Origin of the sequence: Pantoea sp. PSNIH1, assembly GCF_007680655.1 — a bacterium.
In the GTDB taxonomy this organism is placed as follows: domain Bacteria; phylum Pseudomonadota; class Gammaproteobacteria; order Enterobacterales; family Enterobacteriaceae; genus Pantoea; species Pantoea eucrina.
This window is the reverse complement of record NZ_VEIP01000011.1, coordinates 1-16165: the sequence shown is the minus strand read 5'-3', so window position 1 is coordinate 16165 and position 16165 is coordinate 1. Positions and strand designations below refer to the sequence as shown.

The 16165-nt window shown below is 56.6% G+C and carries 14 protein-coding genes and 1 tRNA gene; 9 read left to right on the top strand and 6 right to left on the bottom strand.

Annotated features, from left to right (window positions below):
* The first annotated feature begins 31 nt into the window (after positions 1 to 31).
* From tldD to FS690_RS17460, 6 genes are all read left to right on the top strand, one after another.
* A complete protein-coding gene (tldD, locus tag FS690_RS17485; RefSeq protein ID WP_039380688.1) occupies positions 32 to 1477 on the top strand; it encodes a metalloprotease TldD in 1446 nt (481 codons plus the stop codon).
* Positions 1478 to 1854: 377 nt separating this feature from the next.
* Complete coding sequence (gene aaeX, locus FS690_RS17480) at positions 1855 to 2058, top strand: p-hydroxybenzoic acid efflux pump operon protein AaeX (RefSeq protein ID WP_065648072.1); 204 nt, start codon at positions 1855 to 1857, stop codon at positions 2056 to 2058.
* 8 nt (positions 2059 to 2066) lie between these two features.
* Positions 2067 to 2996, top strand: coding sequence for a p-hydroxybenzoic acid efflux pump subunit AaeA (gene aaeA / locus FS690_RS17475; protein ID WP_039380683.1), 930 nt, complete (start codon positions 2067 to 2069; stop codon positions 2994 to 2996).
* An 11-nt stretch (positions 2997 to 3007) separates the two neighbouring features.
* The gene (aaeB, locus tag FS690_RS17470) at positions 3008 to 4960 is read left to right on the top strand and encodes a p-hydroxybenzoic acid efflux pump subunit AaeB (protein ID WP_094111847.1); all 1953 of its coding nucleotides are present in this window, start codon (positions 3008 to 3010) and stop codon (positions 4958 to 4960) included.
* Between the two features lie 105 nt (positions 4961 to 5065).
* On the top strand, positions 5066 to 6520 hold the full coding sequence (locus FS690_RS17465; protein WP_104085375.1) for an NAD-dependent succinate-semialdehyde dehydrogenase: 1455 nt from the start codon (positions 5066 to 5068) through the stop codon (positions 6518 to 6520).
* Positions 6521 to 6534: 14 nt separating this feature from the next.
* Positions 6535 to 6804 (top strand): hypothetical protein, encoded by a 270-nt coding sequence (locus FS690_RS17460; RefSeq protein WP_094111849.1) that lies wholly within the window; start codon positions 6535 to 6537, stop codon positions 6802 to 6804.
* 60 nt (positions 6805 to 6864) lie between these two features.
* Here the strand turns inward: FS690_RS17460 and yhcN (FS690_RS17455) are convergent, their stop codons facing one another.
* The 3 genes from yhcN (FS690_RS17455) to argR form a co-directional block, all read right to left on the bottom strand.
* Complete coding sequence (gene yhcN, locus FS690_RS17455) at positions 6865 to 7131, bottom strand: peroxide/acid stress response protein YhcN (RefSeq protein WP_039380672.1); 267 nt, start codon at positions 7129 to 7131, stop codon at positions 6865 to 6867.
* Positions 7132 to 7224: 93 nt separating this feature from the next.
* On the bottom strand, positions 7225 to 7488 hold the full coding sequence (gene yhcN / locus FS690_RS17450) for a peroxide/acid stress response protein YhcN (RefSeq protein WP_039380669.1): 264 nt from the start codon (positions 7486 to 7488) through the stop codon (positions 7225 to 7227).
* A 465-nt stretch (positions 7489 to 7953) separates the two neighbouring features.
* Positions 7954 to 8424 carry a transcriptional regulator ArgR gene (gene argR, locus FS690_RS17445; RefSeq protein ID WP_039380667.1) on the bottom strand — a complete coding sequence of 157 codons (471 nt, stop codon included), beginning with the start codon at positions 8422 to 8424 and terminating at the stop codon, positions 7954 to 7956.
* A 419-nt stretch (positions 8425 to 8843) separates the two neighbouring features.
* Between argR and mdh the strand changes: the two genes are divergently transcribed.
* Positions 8844 to 9782, top strand: coding sequence for a malate dehydrogenase (gene mdh / locus FS690_RS17440; protein WP_039380662.1), 939 nt, complete (start codon positions 8844 to 8846; stop codon positions 9780 to 9782).
* Positions 9783 to 9829: 47 nt separating this feature from the next.
* On the opposite strand, the gene mscM is transcribed toward mdh, so the two are convergent.
* The 3 genes from mscM to rsgA form a co-directional block, all read right to left on the bottom strand.
* The gene (gene mscM / locus FS690_RS17435; protein ID WP_071669169.1) at positions 9830 to 13165 is read right to left on the bottom strand and encodes a miniconductance mechanosensitive channel MscM; all 3336 of its coding nucleotides are present in this window, start codon (positions 13163 to 13165) and stop codon (positions 9830 to 9832) included.
* 16 nt (positions 13166 to 13181) lie between these two features.
* Entirely contained in the window at positions 13182 to 14078 is an 897-nt protein-coding gene (asd, locus tag FS690_RS17430) for an archaetidylserine decarboxylase (protein WP_071669170.1), read from the bottom strand.
* Positions 14079 to 14173: 95 nt separating this feature from the next.
* Positions 14174 to 15223, bottom strand: coding sequence for a small ribosomal subunit biogenesis GTPase RsgA (gene rsgA / locus FS690_RS17425; RefSeq protein WP_039380655.1), 1050 nt, complete (start codon positions 15221 to 15223; stop codon positions 14174 to 14176).
* Between the two features lie 102 nt (positions 15224 to 15325).
* On the opposite strand from rsgA, the gene orn reads away from it, so the two are divergent.
* The gene (orn, locus tag FS690_RS17420; protein WP_039380653.1) at positions 15326 to 15874 is read left to right on the top strand and encodes an oligoribonuclease; all 549 of its coding nucleotides are present in this window, start codon (positions 15326 to 15328) and stop codon (positions 15872 to 15874) included.
* A 216-nt stretch (positions 15875 to 16090) separates the two neighbouring features.
* Positions 16091 to 16163, top strand: a tRNA-Gly gene (locus tag FS690_RS17415).
* The last annotated feature ends 2 nt before the right edge of the window (positions 16164 to 16165 follow it).

Sequence of the window (16165 nt, the reverse complement as noted above, 5' to 3'; positions counted from 1 at the left end):
GACTATCTGAGCACATAATGAGTGAGAAACGATGACTCTGAATCTGGTAAGTGAGCAGTTACTAGCTGCGAACAGCATTAATCAGCAGGACCTCCATTCCCTGTTAGGGCAGCTTTCAGAACGTCGTCTGGATTATGCCGATCTCTATTTTCAGTCCAGCTTCCATGAATCCTGGGTGCTGGAAGATAAAATTATTAAAGATGGCTCCTACCATATCGATCAGGGCGTTGGCGTACGTGCCGTAAGCGGTGAAAAAACCGGCTTCGCTTATGCAGACCAGATCACCCTGAATGCGCTACGGCAGTCTTCGGAAGCCGCGCGCAGTATCGTACGCGAGCAGGGCAATGGCACCGCACATACGCTGCAGGCAGTAATGCAACGTTCGCTCTATGCGCCGGTTAACCCGCTCGACAGCCTGACGCGCGAAGATAAAATCGCCCTGCTGCATCGCGTAGACCGCGTGGCGCGCGCGGCCGACCCGCGCGTACAGGAGGTCAATGCCAGCCTGAGCGGCGTTTATGAACAGGTGCTGGTTGCGGCAACCGATGGGACGCTGGCAGCCGATATTCGTCCGCTGGTGCGTCTGTCAATCAGCGTGCAGGTGGAAGATCAGGGCAAGCGCGAGCGCGGCTCAAGCGGCGGCGGCGCGCGTACCGGCTATGAATTTTTCCTCGCCGATGAGAGCGGTGACGTCCGGGCTGACGCCTGGGCGCGCGAAGCGGTGCGTATGGCGCTGGTTAACCTCTCTGCAGTTGCAGCCCCAGCTGGCGCGCTGCCGGTCGTGCTGGGCGCTGGCTGGCCGGGTGTGCTGCTGCACGAAGCGGTAGGACATGGCCTTGAGGGCGACTTTAACCGTCGTGAAACGTCGGTATTCAGCGGCAAGATGGGGCAGCTGGTTGCTTCGGAACTCTGCACCGTGGTGGATGATGGCACGCTGGAGGGGCTGCGTGGCTCGCTGGCGGTGGATGATGAGGGCGTTCCGGGTCAGTACAACATGCTGATCGAAAATGGCGTCCTGAAGGGCTATATCCAGGATAAGCTTAACGCCCGCCTGATGGGTGTGCCGCCAACCGGTAACGGCCGGCGCGAATCGTATGCGCATCTGCCGATGCCGCGCATGACTAATACCTACATGCTGGCGGGCAAGTCCACGCCGCAGGAGATCATCGAAAGCGTGGAATATGGCCTCTATGCGCCTAACTTTGGCGGTGGTCAGGTCGATATCACCTCGGGCAAATTTGTCTTCTCTACCTCAGAGGCGTATCTGATTGAGAAGGGTAAAGTTACCCGGCCGGTCAAAGGCGCTACGCTGATTGGCTCCGGCATTGAAGCGATGCAGCAAATCTCAATGGTCGGTAACGATCTGGCGCTGGATAAAGGCGTCGGCGTATGCGGTAAAGAGGGACAGAGCGTCCCGGTTGGCGTGGGCCAGCCGACGCTGAAGCTGGACAAAATCACCGTAGGCGGCACCGCCTGAGGTGCTGAACCTCTGTCACTATAAGGGCTGCCTGCGGGCAGCCTTTTTTGTGGCTGCGTCAGCTATAAATGCCTCCGATTCAGCCACTTTGGCAAAAACAGACATCGTGCTAAGTCGTGCGATTATTTATTCGGATTAAAAAGTGATTTATGTCACGATTTGTAGAAAACATATAGTCAGGCACGTTATTATACGCGCGCTGGGTTTATGCACTGCATTCCGTTACGGACCAGACAGGCTGATGATACGCTATGATTAGCGCAGGGCGGCCTGAAGGTTACTGCCATTTTTCTGCTGCCTGCTTAACCATTCCCGGTGCGGCACAGCGTGGGGGTAAAAGCGGTGCGATCCCGGCAAGGTCGAACTAAGGAACCGAAATGAGTGTGCTTCCGGTATTTGTCGTATTCGGGCTATCTTTCCCGCCCATCTTCATTGAACTACTGGTTTCGCTGGCGCTGTTCTGGCTGGTGAAACGTGTGCTGACGCCAAGCGGGATCTACGATCTGGTCTGGCATCCGGCCCTGTTTAACACGGCCCTGTATTGCTGTGTGTTTTATCTTGTATCCCGTCTATTCATCTGAGGTTTTAAGTGAAAGCGCTCATAAGAAAAATCGCGCGTTACGCGATTACGCTCCTGCTGGTTATCATCGCCGTCGTGATTGTCTTCCGCGCCTGGGTGTTCTACACCGAATCCCCGTGGACACGCGATGCTAAATTCTCTGCGGATGTGGTGGCTATCGCACCTGATGTCACCGGTCTGATCACCGACGTGCCGGTACATGATAACCAGCTGGTGAAAAAGGGCGATACGCTGTTTATCGTCGACCGGCCGCGCTATCAGAAAGCGCTGGCGCAGGCGCAGGCAGACGTGGACTACTATCAGGCGCTGGTGAGTGAAAAACGCCGCGAGGCGGGACGCCGTAATCAGCTCGGTACCAGCGCGATGTCGCGTGAGGCGATTGAACAGGCTAACAGCGATCTGCAGACCAGTGAACATCAGCTGGCGAAATCGATCGCTACCCGCGATCTGGCGGTTATCGATCTCGACCGTACCACGATCAAAGCCCCCTCTGATGGCTGGGTGACCAACCTCAATGTCTATGAGGGTGAGTTCATTACGCGCGGCTCCGTGGCGGTCGCGCTGGTACAGCAGCACTCTTTCTACGTGCTGGCTTATATGGAAGAGACCAAACTCAGCGGCGTGCGTCCGGGCTTTCGCGCTGAAGTCACGCCGCTGGGCAGCAATACCGTGTTACGCGGCACGGTGGACAGCGTGGCTGCCGGGGTGACCAACAGCAGCAGCAGCATTGATAATAAAGGTATGGCAACGGTGGACTCTAATCTGGAGTGGGTGCGCCTGGCGCAGCGCGTGCCGGTGCGTATCCGTCTTGATGCCCAGCCTGGCAACCGCTTCCCGGCAGGCACAACCGCGACCGTGGTGATCACCGGTGAGCAGGATCGGCAGACCAACGCCTCGCCGCTGGCGCAATTCTTCAATCGCCTGCGTGAGTTTGGTTAAGCGGGGGCGTGATGATTGAGTTTTTGCGTTTCCCGATCAAGCTGACGTTTGCGCTGGTAGCCGCGCTGATGATTGGCTTTCACTTTCATCTGGAAACGCCGCGCTGGGCGGTGATGACGGCCGGTATTGTCGCTGGCGGTACCGCCTTTGCGGCCGGCGGCGATCCCTACTCCGGCGCGCTGCGCTATCGCGGCGTGTTGCGCATTATCGGCACCTTTATCGGCTGTATCGCTGCGCTGACTATCATGATCACCACCGTGCGTGCGCCGGTCGTGATGTTGCTGCTGTGCTGCATGTGGGCCGGTTTCTGCGTCTGGCTCTCTTCGCTGATCAAAGTCGAAAACTCCTATGCGCTTGGGCTGGCAGGCTACACGGCGCTGATTATCGTCGTAACCGCTGACGCAACCGGCGGGCTGACGCTCGCCCCCCAGTTTGCCGTTGAGCGCTGCAGCGAAATTGTGCTCGGGATCCTCTGTGCGATTCTGGCAGATATGCTGTTTTCACCGCGTTCCATTAAAAAAGTCATCGATGCCGAAGTGGATGCGCTGCTGGTGGCGCATTATAAACTGCTGCAGCTCTGCGTTGCGCATGAAGATAAAGATGAGGTGGACAAAGCCTGGAGCGCGCTGGTACGCCGCACCACTGCCCTGAACGGCATGCGCAGCCAGCTGATGATGGAGTCGTCTCGCTGGCAGAACAGCAGTCGCCGGCTAAAGATGCTTAATACGCTGTCGCTGACGCTGATTACGCAGGCCGCTGAGACGTTTCTTATCCAGAACTCCCGGCCCGACTATATTCCGCCGCAGTTCCGGCTGCTGCTGGAAAAAGAGGCAAACAGCGCCGGTGAGGTGCATAAGCGCATGAAAGTGCTGCGTCGCGTTATCAGCGACAGCAGCAAAACGGTTCCGGTCACGCTGGCGAGCTGGACCGGAGCAGCGACTGAATATCTGCTGCTGATCAAAGGGATTAAATGCAACAGCCGTATCAGCGCCCTTGAAGAGAACATCCTGCAGCGGGAGATTATCGTTCAGGCCCGTTCGGCTGAAACTCACCATGCGATGATCAACGGTATTCGCACCTTTGTCGCCACCGCGCTGGGGGCCCTGTTCTGGCTCTATACCGGCTGGACCTCCGGCAGCGGCTGCATGGTCATGCTGGGGGTGATCACCGCACTGGCGATGCGCATGCCCAATCCGCTGATGATGGCCAAAGATTTCTTTTACGGTATGGCGGTCGCCGTGCCGCTCGGGTTGTTCTACTTCACCTGGGTTCTGCCTGCCACGCAGCAGAGTGCGCTGCTGCTTTGCATCGCCATCGGCCTGCTCGGCTTTGTCGGCGGTATCTTTGTGCAGCGGCGGCAGATTGGCACGCTGGGCGCGCTGATCGGCACAATCAATGTGCTGGTGCTGGATAACCCGATGAAGTTTGAATTCAACGTGTTTCTGGATAACGCGCTGGGGCAGTGGATCGGCAGCTTTGTCGCCATGATGGTGATTTTGCTGATTCGCGATAAATCCAAAGCGCGTACCGGCCGCAAACTGCTGAATCGCCTGATGTATGCTGCTGTTGCAGCGCTGACGACGAATCAGGCCCGGCGCCGGGAAAACCATCTGCCGGCGCTTTATCAGCAGCTTTTTCTGCTGCTCAATCTGTTTCCGGGCGATATCGATAAATACCGTATCGCCCTGACGCTGATTATTGGTCATCAGCGGCTGCGTAATGCAGAAGTGCCGGTCAATGCGGAGCTCTCCGCCTATCACCGGCAGCTGCGACACACCGCGGATCGGGTTATCTCAGCCAGCAGCGATGATAAGCGACGCGACGCGTTCAAAACGCTGTTGCAGGAGCTGGCTGGCTATCAGGAGAAGCTGGCGCATTATAGTGCCCCTGCCAGCGTCACGGAGCCGGTCGCCCGCCTGACGCAGATGCTGGACAAATATCAGAACACCCTCATCCAGATTTAAGCCTGCCGCCCCGGGCGGCGGCGGGTTTATGCCACGCTGACACAAATCGGCTGCGCGTTGCCATCTATACTTTCCTGACGGATGCATACTGACAGGAGAATACTGATGTCCGCTTCTTTGCAGCAACATGAACTCTTCAAAACCGGCTTCTTCGCTGCGGGTCAATGGCATGCCGCCTCCGCGACGTTTGACGTAACCAATCCGGCGACCGGCGAGGTGATTGCCCGCGTCGCCAAAGCGGGTAAAGCGGAAACCGAACAGGCGATCGCTGCCGCGCAGCGCGCTTTCCCCGGCTGGCGGGATAAAACGGCCAAAGAGCGATCCGGGATCCTGATGCGCTGGTATCAGCTGATCGTGGAAAACAAACGCTGGCTTGCAGAGCTGATGACCGCCGAGCAGGGTAAGCCGGTCAAAGAGGCGGAAGGCGAAGTAGAGTATGCCGCGAGCTTTATTCAGTGGTTTGCAGAAGAGGCAAAGCGCGCTAACGGCGAGATTATTCCGCCCGCTAAACCCGGCTCGCGTATTCTGGCCACGCGTGAACCGGTTGGCGTGGTCGCGGCGATTACCCCCTGGAATTTCCCGATGGCGATGCTGACCCGTAAGCTTGGGCCGGCGCTGGCCGCAGGCTGCACCGGGATTATTAAACCGGCGAACAATACACCGCTCAGCGCCTTTGCCCTGATAGCCCTGGCGCAGCAGGCTGGCGTGCCGGACGGCGTGCTCAATGCCGTCGCGGGCGATACCCAGGCGATCAGCGACGCTATCATGGCCTCACGCGCGGTGCGCAAAATCTCGTTTACCGGTTCCACTGCCGTGGGCAAAACGCTGATGCGCAATGCGGCTGAGACGATGAAAAAGGTCTCCATGGAGCTGGGCGGCAACGCGCCATATATCGTCTTTGAAGATGCGGATATTGACGCTGCGGTACAGGGTGCGATTGCCAATAAATTCCGCAATGCCGGTCAGGTCTGCGTGAGCGTGAATCGTTTTTATATCCATGAGCAGATTTACGATCGCTTTGTTACGCAGCTGGCAGAAGCGGTTAAGCAGCTCAAAGTCGGGAACGGTATGGATGAAGGCGTAATCGTCGGCCCGCTGATCGCTGCCTCCGCGCTGGAAAAAGTTGAAGAGCATGTGCAGGATGCGGTGCGTAAAGGTGGCCGAATTGTCACCGGTGGCGAACGGCATGCGCTGGGCGGCAATTTCTGGCAGCCCACGGTCATTGCCGGGGCGCAGGAGAGCATGATGCTGGCGCAGGAGGAGACATTTGGTCCGGTTGCGGCCTGCTTCCGCTTCAGCAGCGAAGAGGAGGTAATCGGGCGGGCGAATGATACCGAATATGGTCTGGCTGCCTACTTCTATACGCAGAATCTGCAGCGGGTGTTCCGCGTCGCTGCCGCGCTGGAAGCGGGGATGATCGGTATTAATGAGTGCGCGGTCTCTACTGAGGTAGCGCCGTTTGGCGGGATTAAAGAATCAGGTCTGGGACGCGAAGGCTCAGTGCTGGGTATTGAAGAGTACCTGGAAGTCAAAGCGCTGCATCTGGGCGGTCTCTCTTAGCAGGAGGATACAGCATGCGAACCGAGCGTTTCGATTTTGATGAAATCGTCGATCAGGCCCACTTCTACAGTCAGTTTGGCGAGCGCTTTATGCTGAACGAGGCCGCTATTCGCGATCCGGACGATCTCTGGCGGGTGATGACCGGTGAACAGCTTCCGCTGCCGCTGGAAATTGTCTTCGTTAATCTGGGGAGAGGGCAGAAACGCCGGTATAGCGCACTGATCCTGCTATTTGAAAAGGCAGAAGAGGAGCTGGAGGGCCAGCTCCGCTTTACCGCTCAGTAATACAACCCAAAAAGGGCCCCGCAAAGCGGGGCCAAAGGGTTCGTCAGGGGTGACGAGGAATTACTTATAGAGTTCGGCGGTCACGTGATAGCTGTCGCCGGTACGCGCTTCGATGACGCGGTAAGCGCTGGCGCCCTGCGCATCAGCTTTCTGAGAAAGCTGTTCGCGATAATCCATTGGTGAACCGCCGGTACCGCTGATTGAGATGGTGCTGCCAGCAGGCTGCAGATTTTGTGCTGATTCACTGGTAACCAGTTGAGCCGCAGAGGCGCCAAAGGCAAACAGAGAGAGCAGGCCAGCCGTTGCAAGAGTTGTTTTGATTTTCATGATGTATCTCCTCGTTAGCATCAACAACCTGCAGCTACACCAGAGTAAGCGGGTCGTCGATTAGCATCGGCGTTGTATCACGCCGGTTGACAGTTATTTATAGAGTTCAGCTGTAGCGTGGTATGTGTTGTCGTTATAAGCCTCGATAACACGATACGCTTTTGCGCCCTGCGCATCAGCTTTCGCATTCAGCTGCTGGTGGATATCCATTGGCGAGCCGCCCACGCCGCTGACGCTGATGGTGCCGGCAGACTGCAGGTTCGCTGCCTGATCGGCAGAAATAGAATCTGCTGCAGAAGCGCCAAATGAGAGTGCAGAAAGAATGCTTAGGGTGGCGATAGCCGCTTTAACGTTCATGGTATTTTCCTCGTCTGTGATTTTTATCTTTTTAGTTAGTGTGATTTGCGTCACGAAAAGAAGTATAGATCTAATCACGCGGGAAATTAATACTTCGCTAATAATGTTTCGTTGTTATCCTTTATCCTTATGCCACCTTTTTATAACGTTAAGTTATTAAAATTGGCTATTTTTCATCCGTTAAGCGCTTTTTTTTCGCAAAAACAGTGATCTGCGTCAAATTAACTTTTCGTGCCAAAGTTTATGGTCAATGCCGCTGCACGCTGGCGAGAAAATTAGTTAAAACGGGCGAAAGAGCGGTTACAGGCAGGAGAATATATGGCTGAGAGTAACAGGAGCTTAAAGGTCTGACCTATATCAGCCAGCCTGATAACCTTTAGCGATAAAGGCGGGGCGAAGTAACAGAGGACATCAGGTATCTGAACGCCAGAAGGTGCCGGCAGACTGGCCACCGGCAAAGAAGTGTTACAGCTCCTGCTCAAACAGCACCAGTACCGCGTCATAGAGCTGCTTAACGGTAAAAGCACGCGCCGGCGTGATGAAAATGGTGTCATCACCGGCAATAGTACCCAGAATTCCTTCTGCTTTGCCGAGAGAATCGAGCAGGCGGGCAATCAGCTGCGCGGCGCCCGGGCTGGTATGAATCACAACCAGCGCTTCATTGTAATCGATATCCAGCACCAGGTTTTTCAGCGGGCTGGTAGCGGTAGGGACGCCCAGTTCAGCGGGCAGGCAGTAAACCATCTCCATTTTCGCGTTGCGCGTACGCACCGCGCCAAACTTTGTCAGCATGCGGGAGACTTTTGACTGATTGATATTTTCAAAGCCATCTTCCTGCAGCGCCTGCACGATTTCGCCCTGAGAGCTGAATTTTTCTTCTTTAAGCAAGGCTTTAAATGCCTTGATAAGGTCGTCTTGTTTTGAAGGATTACGCATAAGCTACCAATGAATGAGAGGCGCAGCAGGCAACAAGCCTGCAGCTGATAAATTATTATGCATTTAGATGAATTTTTATGCAATGCGTCAGCAGCGACTTTCGCCATACGTCCGCGCGGGACGGGCATTCTAGCAGAAACTGGCTACGCACCAAAATCGCGCGCTGACGCGCAAAGCAGAGGTTGCAAAGTTGTTATACTATTGACGTGGTAACAACCAGATCGACGATCAAAGCCGTATATCTCTGCTGGCTGCGATAAGATCATTCAGGCGCTTCTGAAACAGAGCGGTATCGGAAGCAGATAGCAGCAGGCTGCCTGTGCGCAACGGCTATGTCGCTATCGCCTGAGATGTTGACTAAACTCGTAAGCTGATGGATTTCTGGCATATCTTTGCCCCATCTTAATAAGGAGTTCAGGATGAAAGTTGCCGTTCTCGGAGCCGCTGGCGGTATTGGCCAGGCGCTGGCTCTGCTGCTCAAAACGCAGTTACCCGCGGGTTCCGCCCTCTCTCTCTATGATATTGCACCGGTCACGCCTGGCGTGGCGGTCGATCTCAGCCATATCCCTACCGCTGTGACGGTTGAAGGTTTCAGCGGTGAAGATGCCACCCCTGCGCTGAAGGGGGCCGACGTGGTCCTGATTTCTGCCGGGGTAGCGCGTAAGCCCGGCATGGATCGCGCGGATTTGTTTAACGTTAACGCGGGCATTGTCCGAAACCTGATCGCGCAGGTAGCCAGCACGGCGCCCAAAGCGCTGATTGGCGTCATTACTAATCCGGTTAATACCACCGTGGCGATCGCCGCAGAGGTGCTGAAAAAAGCCGGCGTTTACGATAAAAACCGACTGTTTGGCGTCTCCACGCTGGATGTCATTCGTGCTAATACCTTTGTCGCTGCGCTCAAGGGTAAACAGCCAGGAGAAGTAGAGGTGCCGGTCGTGGGCGGCCACTCTGGCGTGACCATTCTGCCGCTGCTGTCGCAGGTGCCGGGCGTCAGCTTCAGCGAGCAGGAGATCGCCGATCTTACAAAGCGTATTCAGAACGCCGGCACCGAAGTGGTAGAAGCCAAAGCGGGTGGCGGATCGGCGACTCTCTCAATGGGGCAGGCCGCCGCACGCTTTGGTCTGTCGCTGATCCGTGCGCTGCAGGGTGAGGCCAATGTAGTTGAATGCGCCTATGTCGAAGGCGACGGTGAATATGCGCGCTTCTTCTCTCAGCCGCTGCTGCTGGGAAAAAACGGGATTGCCGAACGTCGCCCGCTGGGCACGCTGAGCGAATTTGAACAGCAGGCGCTGAACGGCATGCTGGAGACGCTGAAAAAAGATATTGCGCAGGGTGAAGAGTTTGTGAAGCAGTAACTCCTGTTACGCAGTGTGAAACGCCCGGCTGAAGCCGGGCGTTTTTGTTACAGTCCGCCAGATTTGAAGGTCTGCGTCGCCGCCGTGCCATTGCCGGCAGGCGTTTTGCGTCCCAGCGTTTCCATACGCACCTGGAAGGGCGGGAAAGGCATCTCAATATTGTGCTCCGCGAAGCCCCGCAGAATGAGCTGATGCAGCTCATGCCGCAGCGGCATGCGATGGCCCATCTCTGCCGCATGCACGCGCAGCTCAAACAGCTGAATACCCTGCTGCAGGTCCACCAGGTAAACTTCCGGCGGCGGCATATCCAGCACGTAGGTGCAGCGCTCGGCCGCCTGTTTGAGTATGGTGGTGGCTTCTTCACTGTTTACGCGCGCCGGCGCCGGTATCGTCAGCACCACACGCGTAACGGAATCTGACAAAGACCAGTTCACAAACTGCTCGGTAATAAACGCTTTATTGGGCACGATAATCTCTTTCCGGTCCCAGTCGGTAATGGTGGTCGCGCGGGTGTTAATACGCGTAATGCTGCCGGTAAGATCGCGAATGGTGACGGTATCGCCGATGCGGATCGGTTTCTCAAACAGGATAATCAGGCCGGAGATAAAGTTGGCAAAAATCTCCTGCAGGCCAAATCCGAGCCCAAGACCCAGTGCAGCGACCAGCCACTGCAGCTTTGACCACTCCACGCCAATCATTGAGAAGCCTATCAGGCCCCCCATCAGCATCAGCGCATATTTGGTCAGCGTTGTAATGGCGTAGCCGGTACCCGGCGCGAGGCTGAGATGCTGCAGCAGCGCCAGCTCCAGCAGCGCAGGCATATTGCGGACCAGCTGCGTGGTGATGATCAGCACCAGAATGGCGATAAGCACCGCACCCAGCGTGATAGGCTGCACGCTCTCAACGCCCTGAACCGTGGTACTGGCATCCCAGAGCGGAATGTTATCGAGGAAGCTAAACGCGGAGTGGATTTCCGACCAGAGCAGGATCACCGATACCAGTGCAATCAGCGTCAGGATAGAGCGCACCAGCCGCAGCGACTGCGCACTGATGGCATCGAGGTCAATCACCGGCTCATCAATTTCAATGGTGTCAGTATTGGTGGCGCTCTGCTGCTCTTTTTCTTCTTCACTGCGGGCGCGATTGGCCAGCATATCAGCGCGACGCTGGCGGGCGCGATCGAACGCAATGCGTCGGCGCTGAATCAGCATCCAGCGGCGAATAATGTGATAAATCACCAGCAGGAAGAACCAGATACAGACTGAGGTTTCCAGGCGAGCCAGCAGCGCCTGGGCGGTTGCCAGATAGCCGATGCAGGATGCAAAAGCGGCCACCAGCGGAATGGCGATCATCAGGTTCCACAGGATGCGATTGACAAAATTATCACCGCTGCCCTCTTTATCAAGATAAAGCGGAATACCGGCGCGCTTCAGGCTGACCGTGACAATGCTCAGTGCACCGCAAATCAGCACAAAACAGAGTCGTCCCAGCGTCGCGGAAAACTGCGGATCTTCCAGATTGCCAAAGGCGATCAGCAGCATGATCAGCGGTACAATCAGCCCAACCGTCAGCGAATAGTAGCGCATGGCGCGCGCCACCCGCGTCTGCGGCCAGCGAAAATGCACGACAAACAGGCCGTCGTGACGGGCAAAGGCGGCGCTGATCATAAACGCCCACAGCAGAGGCAGCGTGGCGGTAATGCCATCCCCTATCGCCACGGCAAACGGATAGGGCCACGCATGCTGCAGGCCATACCCCAGTGCCGCCCAGAGCACCGGCAGCGGCAGCGCCACCAGAATGGACCAGAATACCGTCCGCAGCGTCAGGCTGAAGCGATCCTGTGTCACTTTGCCCACGCGGCTGGCGGCGCGCGCCATAAACGCGTTGTAGTGGCGGCGTGAGCTGATGCTGAAACCCACCAGCAGCACGGCACCCATAATCGGCAGCACCGTTTCGCGACTGGTAAACATCATGGCCAGCGCTTTGCCCATCTGACCCAGCGTATCCAGCGACAGCAGGCGGGTGAGGGCGCTTGCTACCTCAAGGGGATACTTCAGGCCCACCGGACTGACATCTGCCGTCCAGAAGAGGTAACGATGCGTCGCCTCTTTAACTTCGCTGAGCGCATCCTGCAGCTGCGTGTTTGACACCCGCAGCTTAGTGATCTCCAGAATCAGCGTATCGCAGCCGGAGATCAGCGAATTAAGCAGTTCACGCTGGGTGCGCAGCTGCGCGTCCAGGATCCGGCTCTGTTCGCTGGTATAAGGCGTGCCATCTTCCTGCTTCTCTTTACGCAATGTCTGCTGACGCTCGAGCAGTGACTCATAGTGCAGCCGCTGTACCCGCAGCTCGCCCATTTCGCTATCGATCTGCTGTGCTTTTGGCATATCGGGCAGACGGGCTACCTGCGCGCGCAGCGCTTCACCCAGCAAATTAGAGGCGCCCAGCCACTGTGACTGCTCGCGCAGCGTGCTCAGCGCCTGGCGCACCTGCAGCGTCTGATTAGTTGCCAGACGCTGCTGGGAGGCGACCAGATCCATACGCTGCGCCTGCTGATTCAGATCGGCAGAGAGCTGACGATTAATACGCAGCTGCTCGCTAATGGTGGGCGGCAGATCGCCGCTGTTTTCCGCCAGCTGCTCCGTGCGCTCCAGCGCCAGTTCCGCCTCGCGCTGACGCTGATTGTTCAGCTGGCTGCGCAGCGCCTGCAGATAGTTATCCAGCTGCGTGGCTTTCCGCTGATGCACTTCTGCCCGCATGCGGGCCAGCTCCTGACGGTTATTGGCTGAAAGCTGCGCCAGCTCCAGCTCATCCACCCGGGCTTTGCTCGCTGCGCTTTCCGCCTGACGGGCATACACCTGCGCCTGGGCAAGGGGTGACGCGTTGTTTGAAATGCCCTGCGCGCGACGCTCATTCTCCGTCATGGCACGGCGCGCATCAGTCTGCTGCTGCGGCAGCTGCGCCAGCGAGTCGCTGATTTCACGTGCGCGGTCCTGCTCCTGCTGCGCCTGCCGTCCCTCTTCCAGCAGCTGGCTGCTGACCTGGAGTATTTCCTGATCCAGTTCCGCATTGCTCATGTTGCTGCGTACGGGTTTGCTGGTCTCGTTCAGCGTGGCGATCTGCTGGCGCAGTTCGCGTGCCAGCCGGGGAAAATCGTCGATCACCTGCTGATACTGCTTCGCCCGCTCCAGCGAGTCGCTGCGTTCAGAGAGAAAATTGATGGCCGCTTCCAGCGCCTGCACCTGTTCGGTTTGTGCAGGACTGTTTTTAGCGGATTTCGCCTCATCCAGCTCCTGCTGCAGTTGCGTAGTGGAGGGGAGGGAGGCGGCACAGAGAGGGCTGCTGAGCACGAGGCTCAGCAGTAGAACAAGGAAAGCGCGCACGGGAGCAGGTCTCTGATTATTGAGTCAGCGGGGCGCTGTCGCCAGACTGCGGCAGTGCAATAGCCAGCGGCTGGCCGAGACGCGTTTTACTTTCCGCCTCCAGGCTTTCCGCCAGTTTTATCCGGTCAGGAGCGAACAGGTTGATCACGGTTGAACCCAGCTTGAAACGGCCCATTTCCTGACCTTTCAGCAGTACGACCGCACCATCATGTTCGGCAGAAGGATAGCGCCAGCGTTTGATCACACCTTCACGCGGCGGCGTCACGGTTCCTGCCCAGACAGTTTCAATACTGCCGACGATAGTGGCACCCACCAGAATCTGCACCATCGGGCCGTGATCGGTATCAAATACGCAGATAACGCGCTCATTACGCGCAAACAGATTAGGAATATTGCGCGCCGTGAGCGGGTTAACGGAGTAGAGGTCGCCCGGCACGTAGATCATTTCACGCAGAATGCCGTTGCAGGGCATATGCACGCGGTGGTAGTCGCGCGGGGCAAGATAAGTGGTAACGAACTCCCCATCAATAAACTTCTCTGCCAGCTCGTCGTTACCTGCCAGCAGCGCCTGCAGCGTATAGTAGTGTCCTTTCGCCTGAAAAATCTGATCGCCGGTGATGCGGCCCAGCTGGCTGATCGCGCCATCACACGGCAGCGCCAGCAGCGAGGCGTCAGGATCGACAGGGCGCGCACCCTCTTTCAGCGGGCGGACAAAGAAATCGTTGAACGTGCGATAGCTGCCGGTATGTGGCTTACTGGCTTCCGCCATATCAACTTTATAGAACCAGACGAAAGCATCAATGACCGCTTTGGTCAGCCAGCCACCGCGGCGACTGGCGCCCCAGCCGGCGAGTTCGGTCAGCGCCTTCTTGGGCAGAATATGATTCAGGCCGAGTTTAAAACGATCAAACACCGTTGCCTCCTGGCTTAATACCTGTGGTTTACGTAAAAAAGGGGGGCGGATTGTAGCAGCGCCCCGGTGAGTTAGCGACTATGTCGTTTTACCGATCAATCTTCATCGGCAGAAAAGTTTTTACGCGTTTTTACCTGCGCCATACTCTCAAGAATACGGTGGTAATTATCAAAGCGCGACGCGTTGATCAGGCCATTCTCTACCGCTTCACGGATTGCGCAGCCGGGATCGGTATCGTGCTTGCAGTCGCGGAACTTACAGCTGCCGAGAAATTCGCGGAATTCGATAAATCCGCGGGTAACCTGTTCCGGCTCAAGGTGCCACAGGCCAAATTCACGCACTCCGGGCGAGTCGATCACATCGCCGCCGTGCGGGCAGTGGTAAAGACGTGAGGCGGTCGTGGTGTGCTGACCCAGTCCGGACACATCCGACACATCATTGGTCAGAATCTCACTGCCGGCAACATCCAGTCCCAGCAGCCGGTTCAGCAGGCTCGATTTACCCACGCCTGACTGGCCGGCAAAAATGCTGACGCGCCCGGTCAGTGCCGCTTCCAGATCTTTCAGGCCATCCTGTGCGTAGCTGGAGACCATCAGCACGCGATAGCCGATATGGCGATAGATATCCATCTGCTCATCAACAAACGCACGCGCGTCACTATCCAGCAGATCGATCTTGTTGAGTACCAGTAACGGCTCAATACCCAGCGTTTCGCTGGCGACCAGATAGCGGTCGATAATATTGAGCGAAAGCTCCGGCAAAATAGCTGACACGATCATGATCTGATCGATATTGGCCGCGATAGGCTTTACGCCGTCATAAAAATCGGGGCGGGTCAGCACGGTTTTACGCTCGTGTACCGCTTCAACGATACCTTTACCGCCATTTTCATTCGCTGCACGCCATACAACGCGATCGCCGGTAACCAGCGAGCGGATAGTGCGGCGGATATTACAGCGATGCACTTCGCCCGCCTGGTCTTCGACATCTGCGTGCATGCCAAAGCGGCTGATCACCACGCCCTCAGACGCATCGCCAAACAGGCTATCATCAGGCTCCGGTTTTTCACTCCGTTGCTGCAGACGACGCTGATGGTTTGCGCTTACGCGACGTTGTTGACCCTTCGACAGTTTATTTTTGCTCACGCATCCTCTCACGCTTTCGCCAGGCTTCGCCCCGCTGGGCAAAACGTCTATGATACACCTTAACGCGGTCGAATGACGACACTGGCAATGGATGGAAAATAGATGACAGCTGGAAACGAAAATAACCTGATCTGGATCGACCTTGAAATGACCGGACTCGATCCGCTTCGCGATCGCATTATTGAGATCGCGACGATCGTTACAGACGCAAACTTAAATGTGCTCGCAGAGGGGCCGGTACTGGCGGTGCATCAGTCTGATGAGCAGCTGGCTCTGATGGATGAGTGGAACGTGCGCACCCATACCGGCAGTGGCCTGGTGGAGCGGGTCAAAACGAGTCAGTATGACGATCGGGCGGCAGAACAAGCCACGCTGGCGTTTCTGCAGCAGTGGGTGCCTGCCAACACTTCACCGATTTGCGGCAACAGCATCGGTCAGGATCGCCGTTTTCTGTTTAACTATATGCCAGAGCTGGAAGCCTACTTCCATTACCGCTATCTGGATGTCAGCACGCTGAAAGAGCTGGCGCGACGCTGGAAACCGCAGATCCTGCCGGGCTTTAAAAAAGCGGGTACGCACCAGGCGCTGGATGATATTCGCGAGTCAATCGCGGAGCTGGCGTACTATCGCGAGCATTTTTTACAGCTTTAACGGCATGAAATGCACAGTAAAGCATCATTTTGTCGATTAAAGCAGCAAACGCGCTGAAAGCGCAAAATTTTGCGATAAGAGGCTTGCGGCAAAAACGAATTCTCGTATAATGCGCACCCCGTACCGATGAAGAATTTCGTGTGGTGCGCAGCAGTAAAGCATCAGCGTTTATCCCCGCGTGAAGGTTACGCCGGTTCAGGTAGTCGCGATGATGATGCGGGAATAGCTCAGTTGGTAGAGCACGACCTTGCCAAGGTCGGGGTCGCGAGTTCGAGTCTCGTTTCCCGCTCC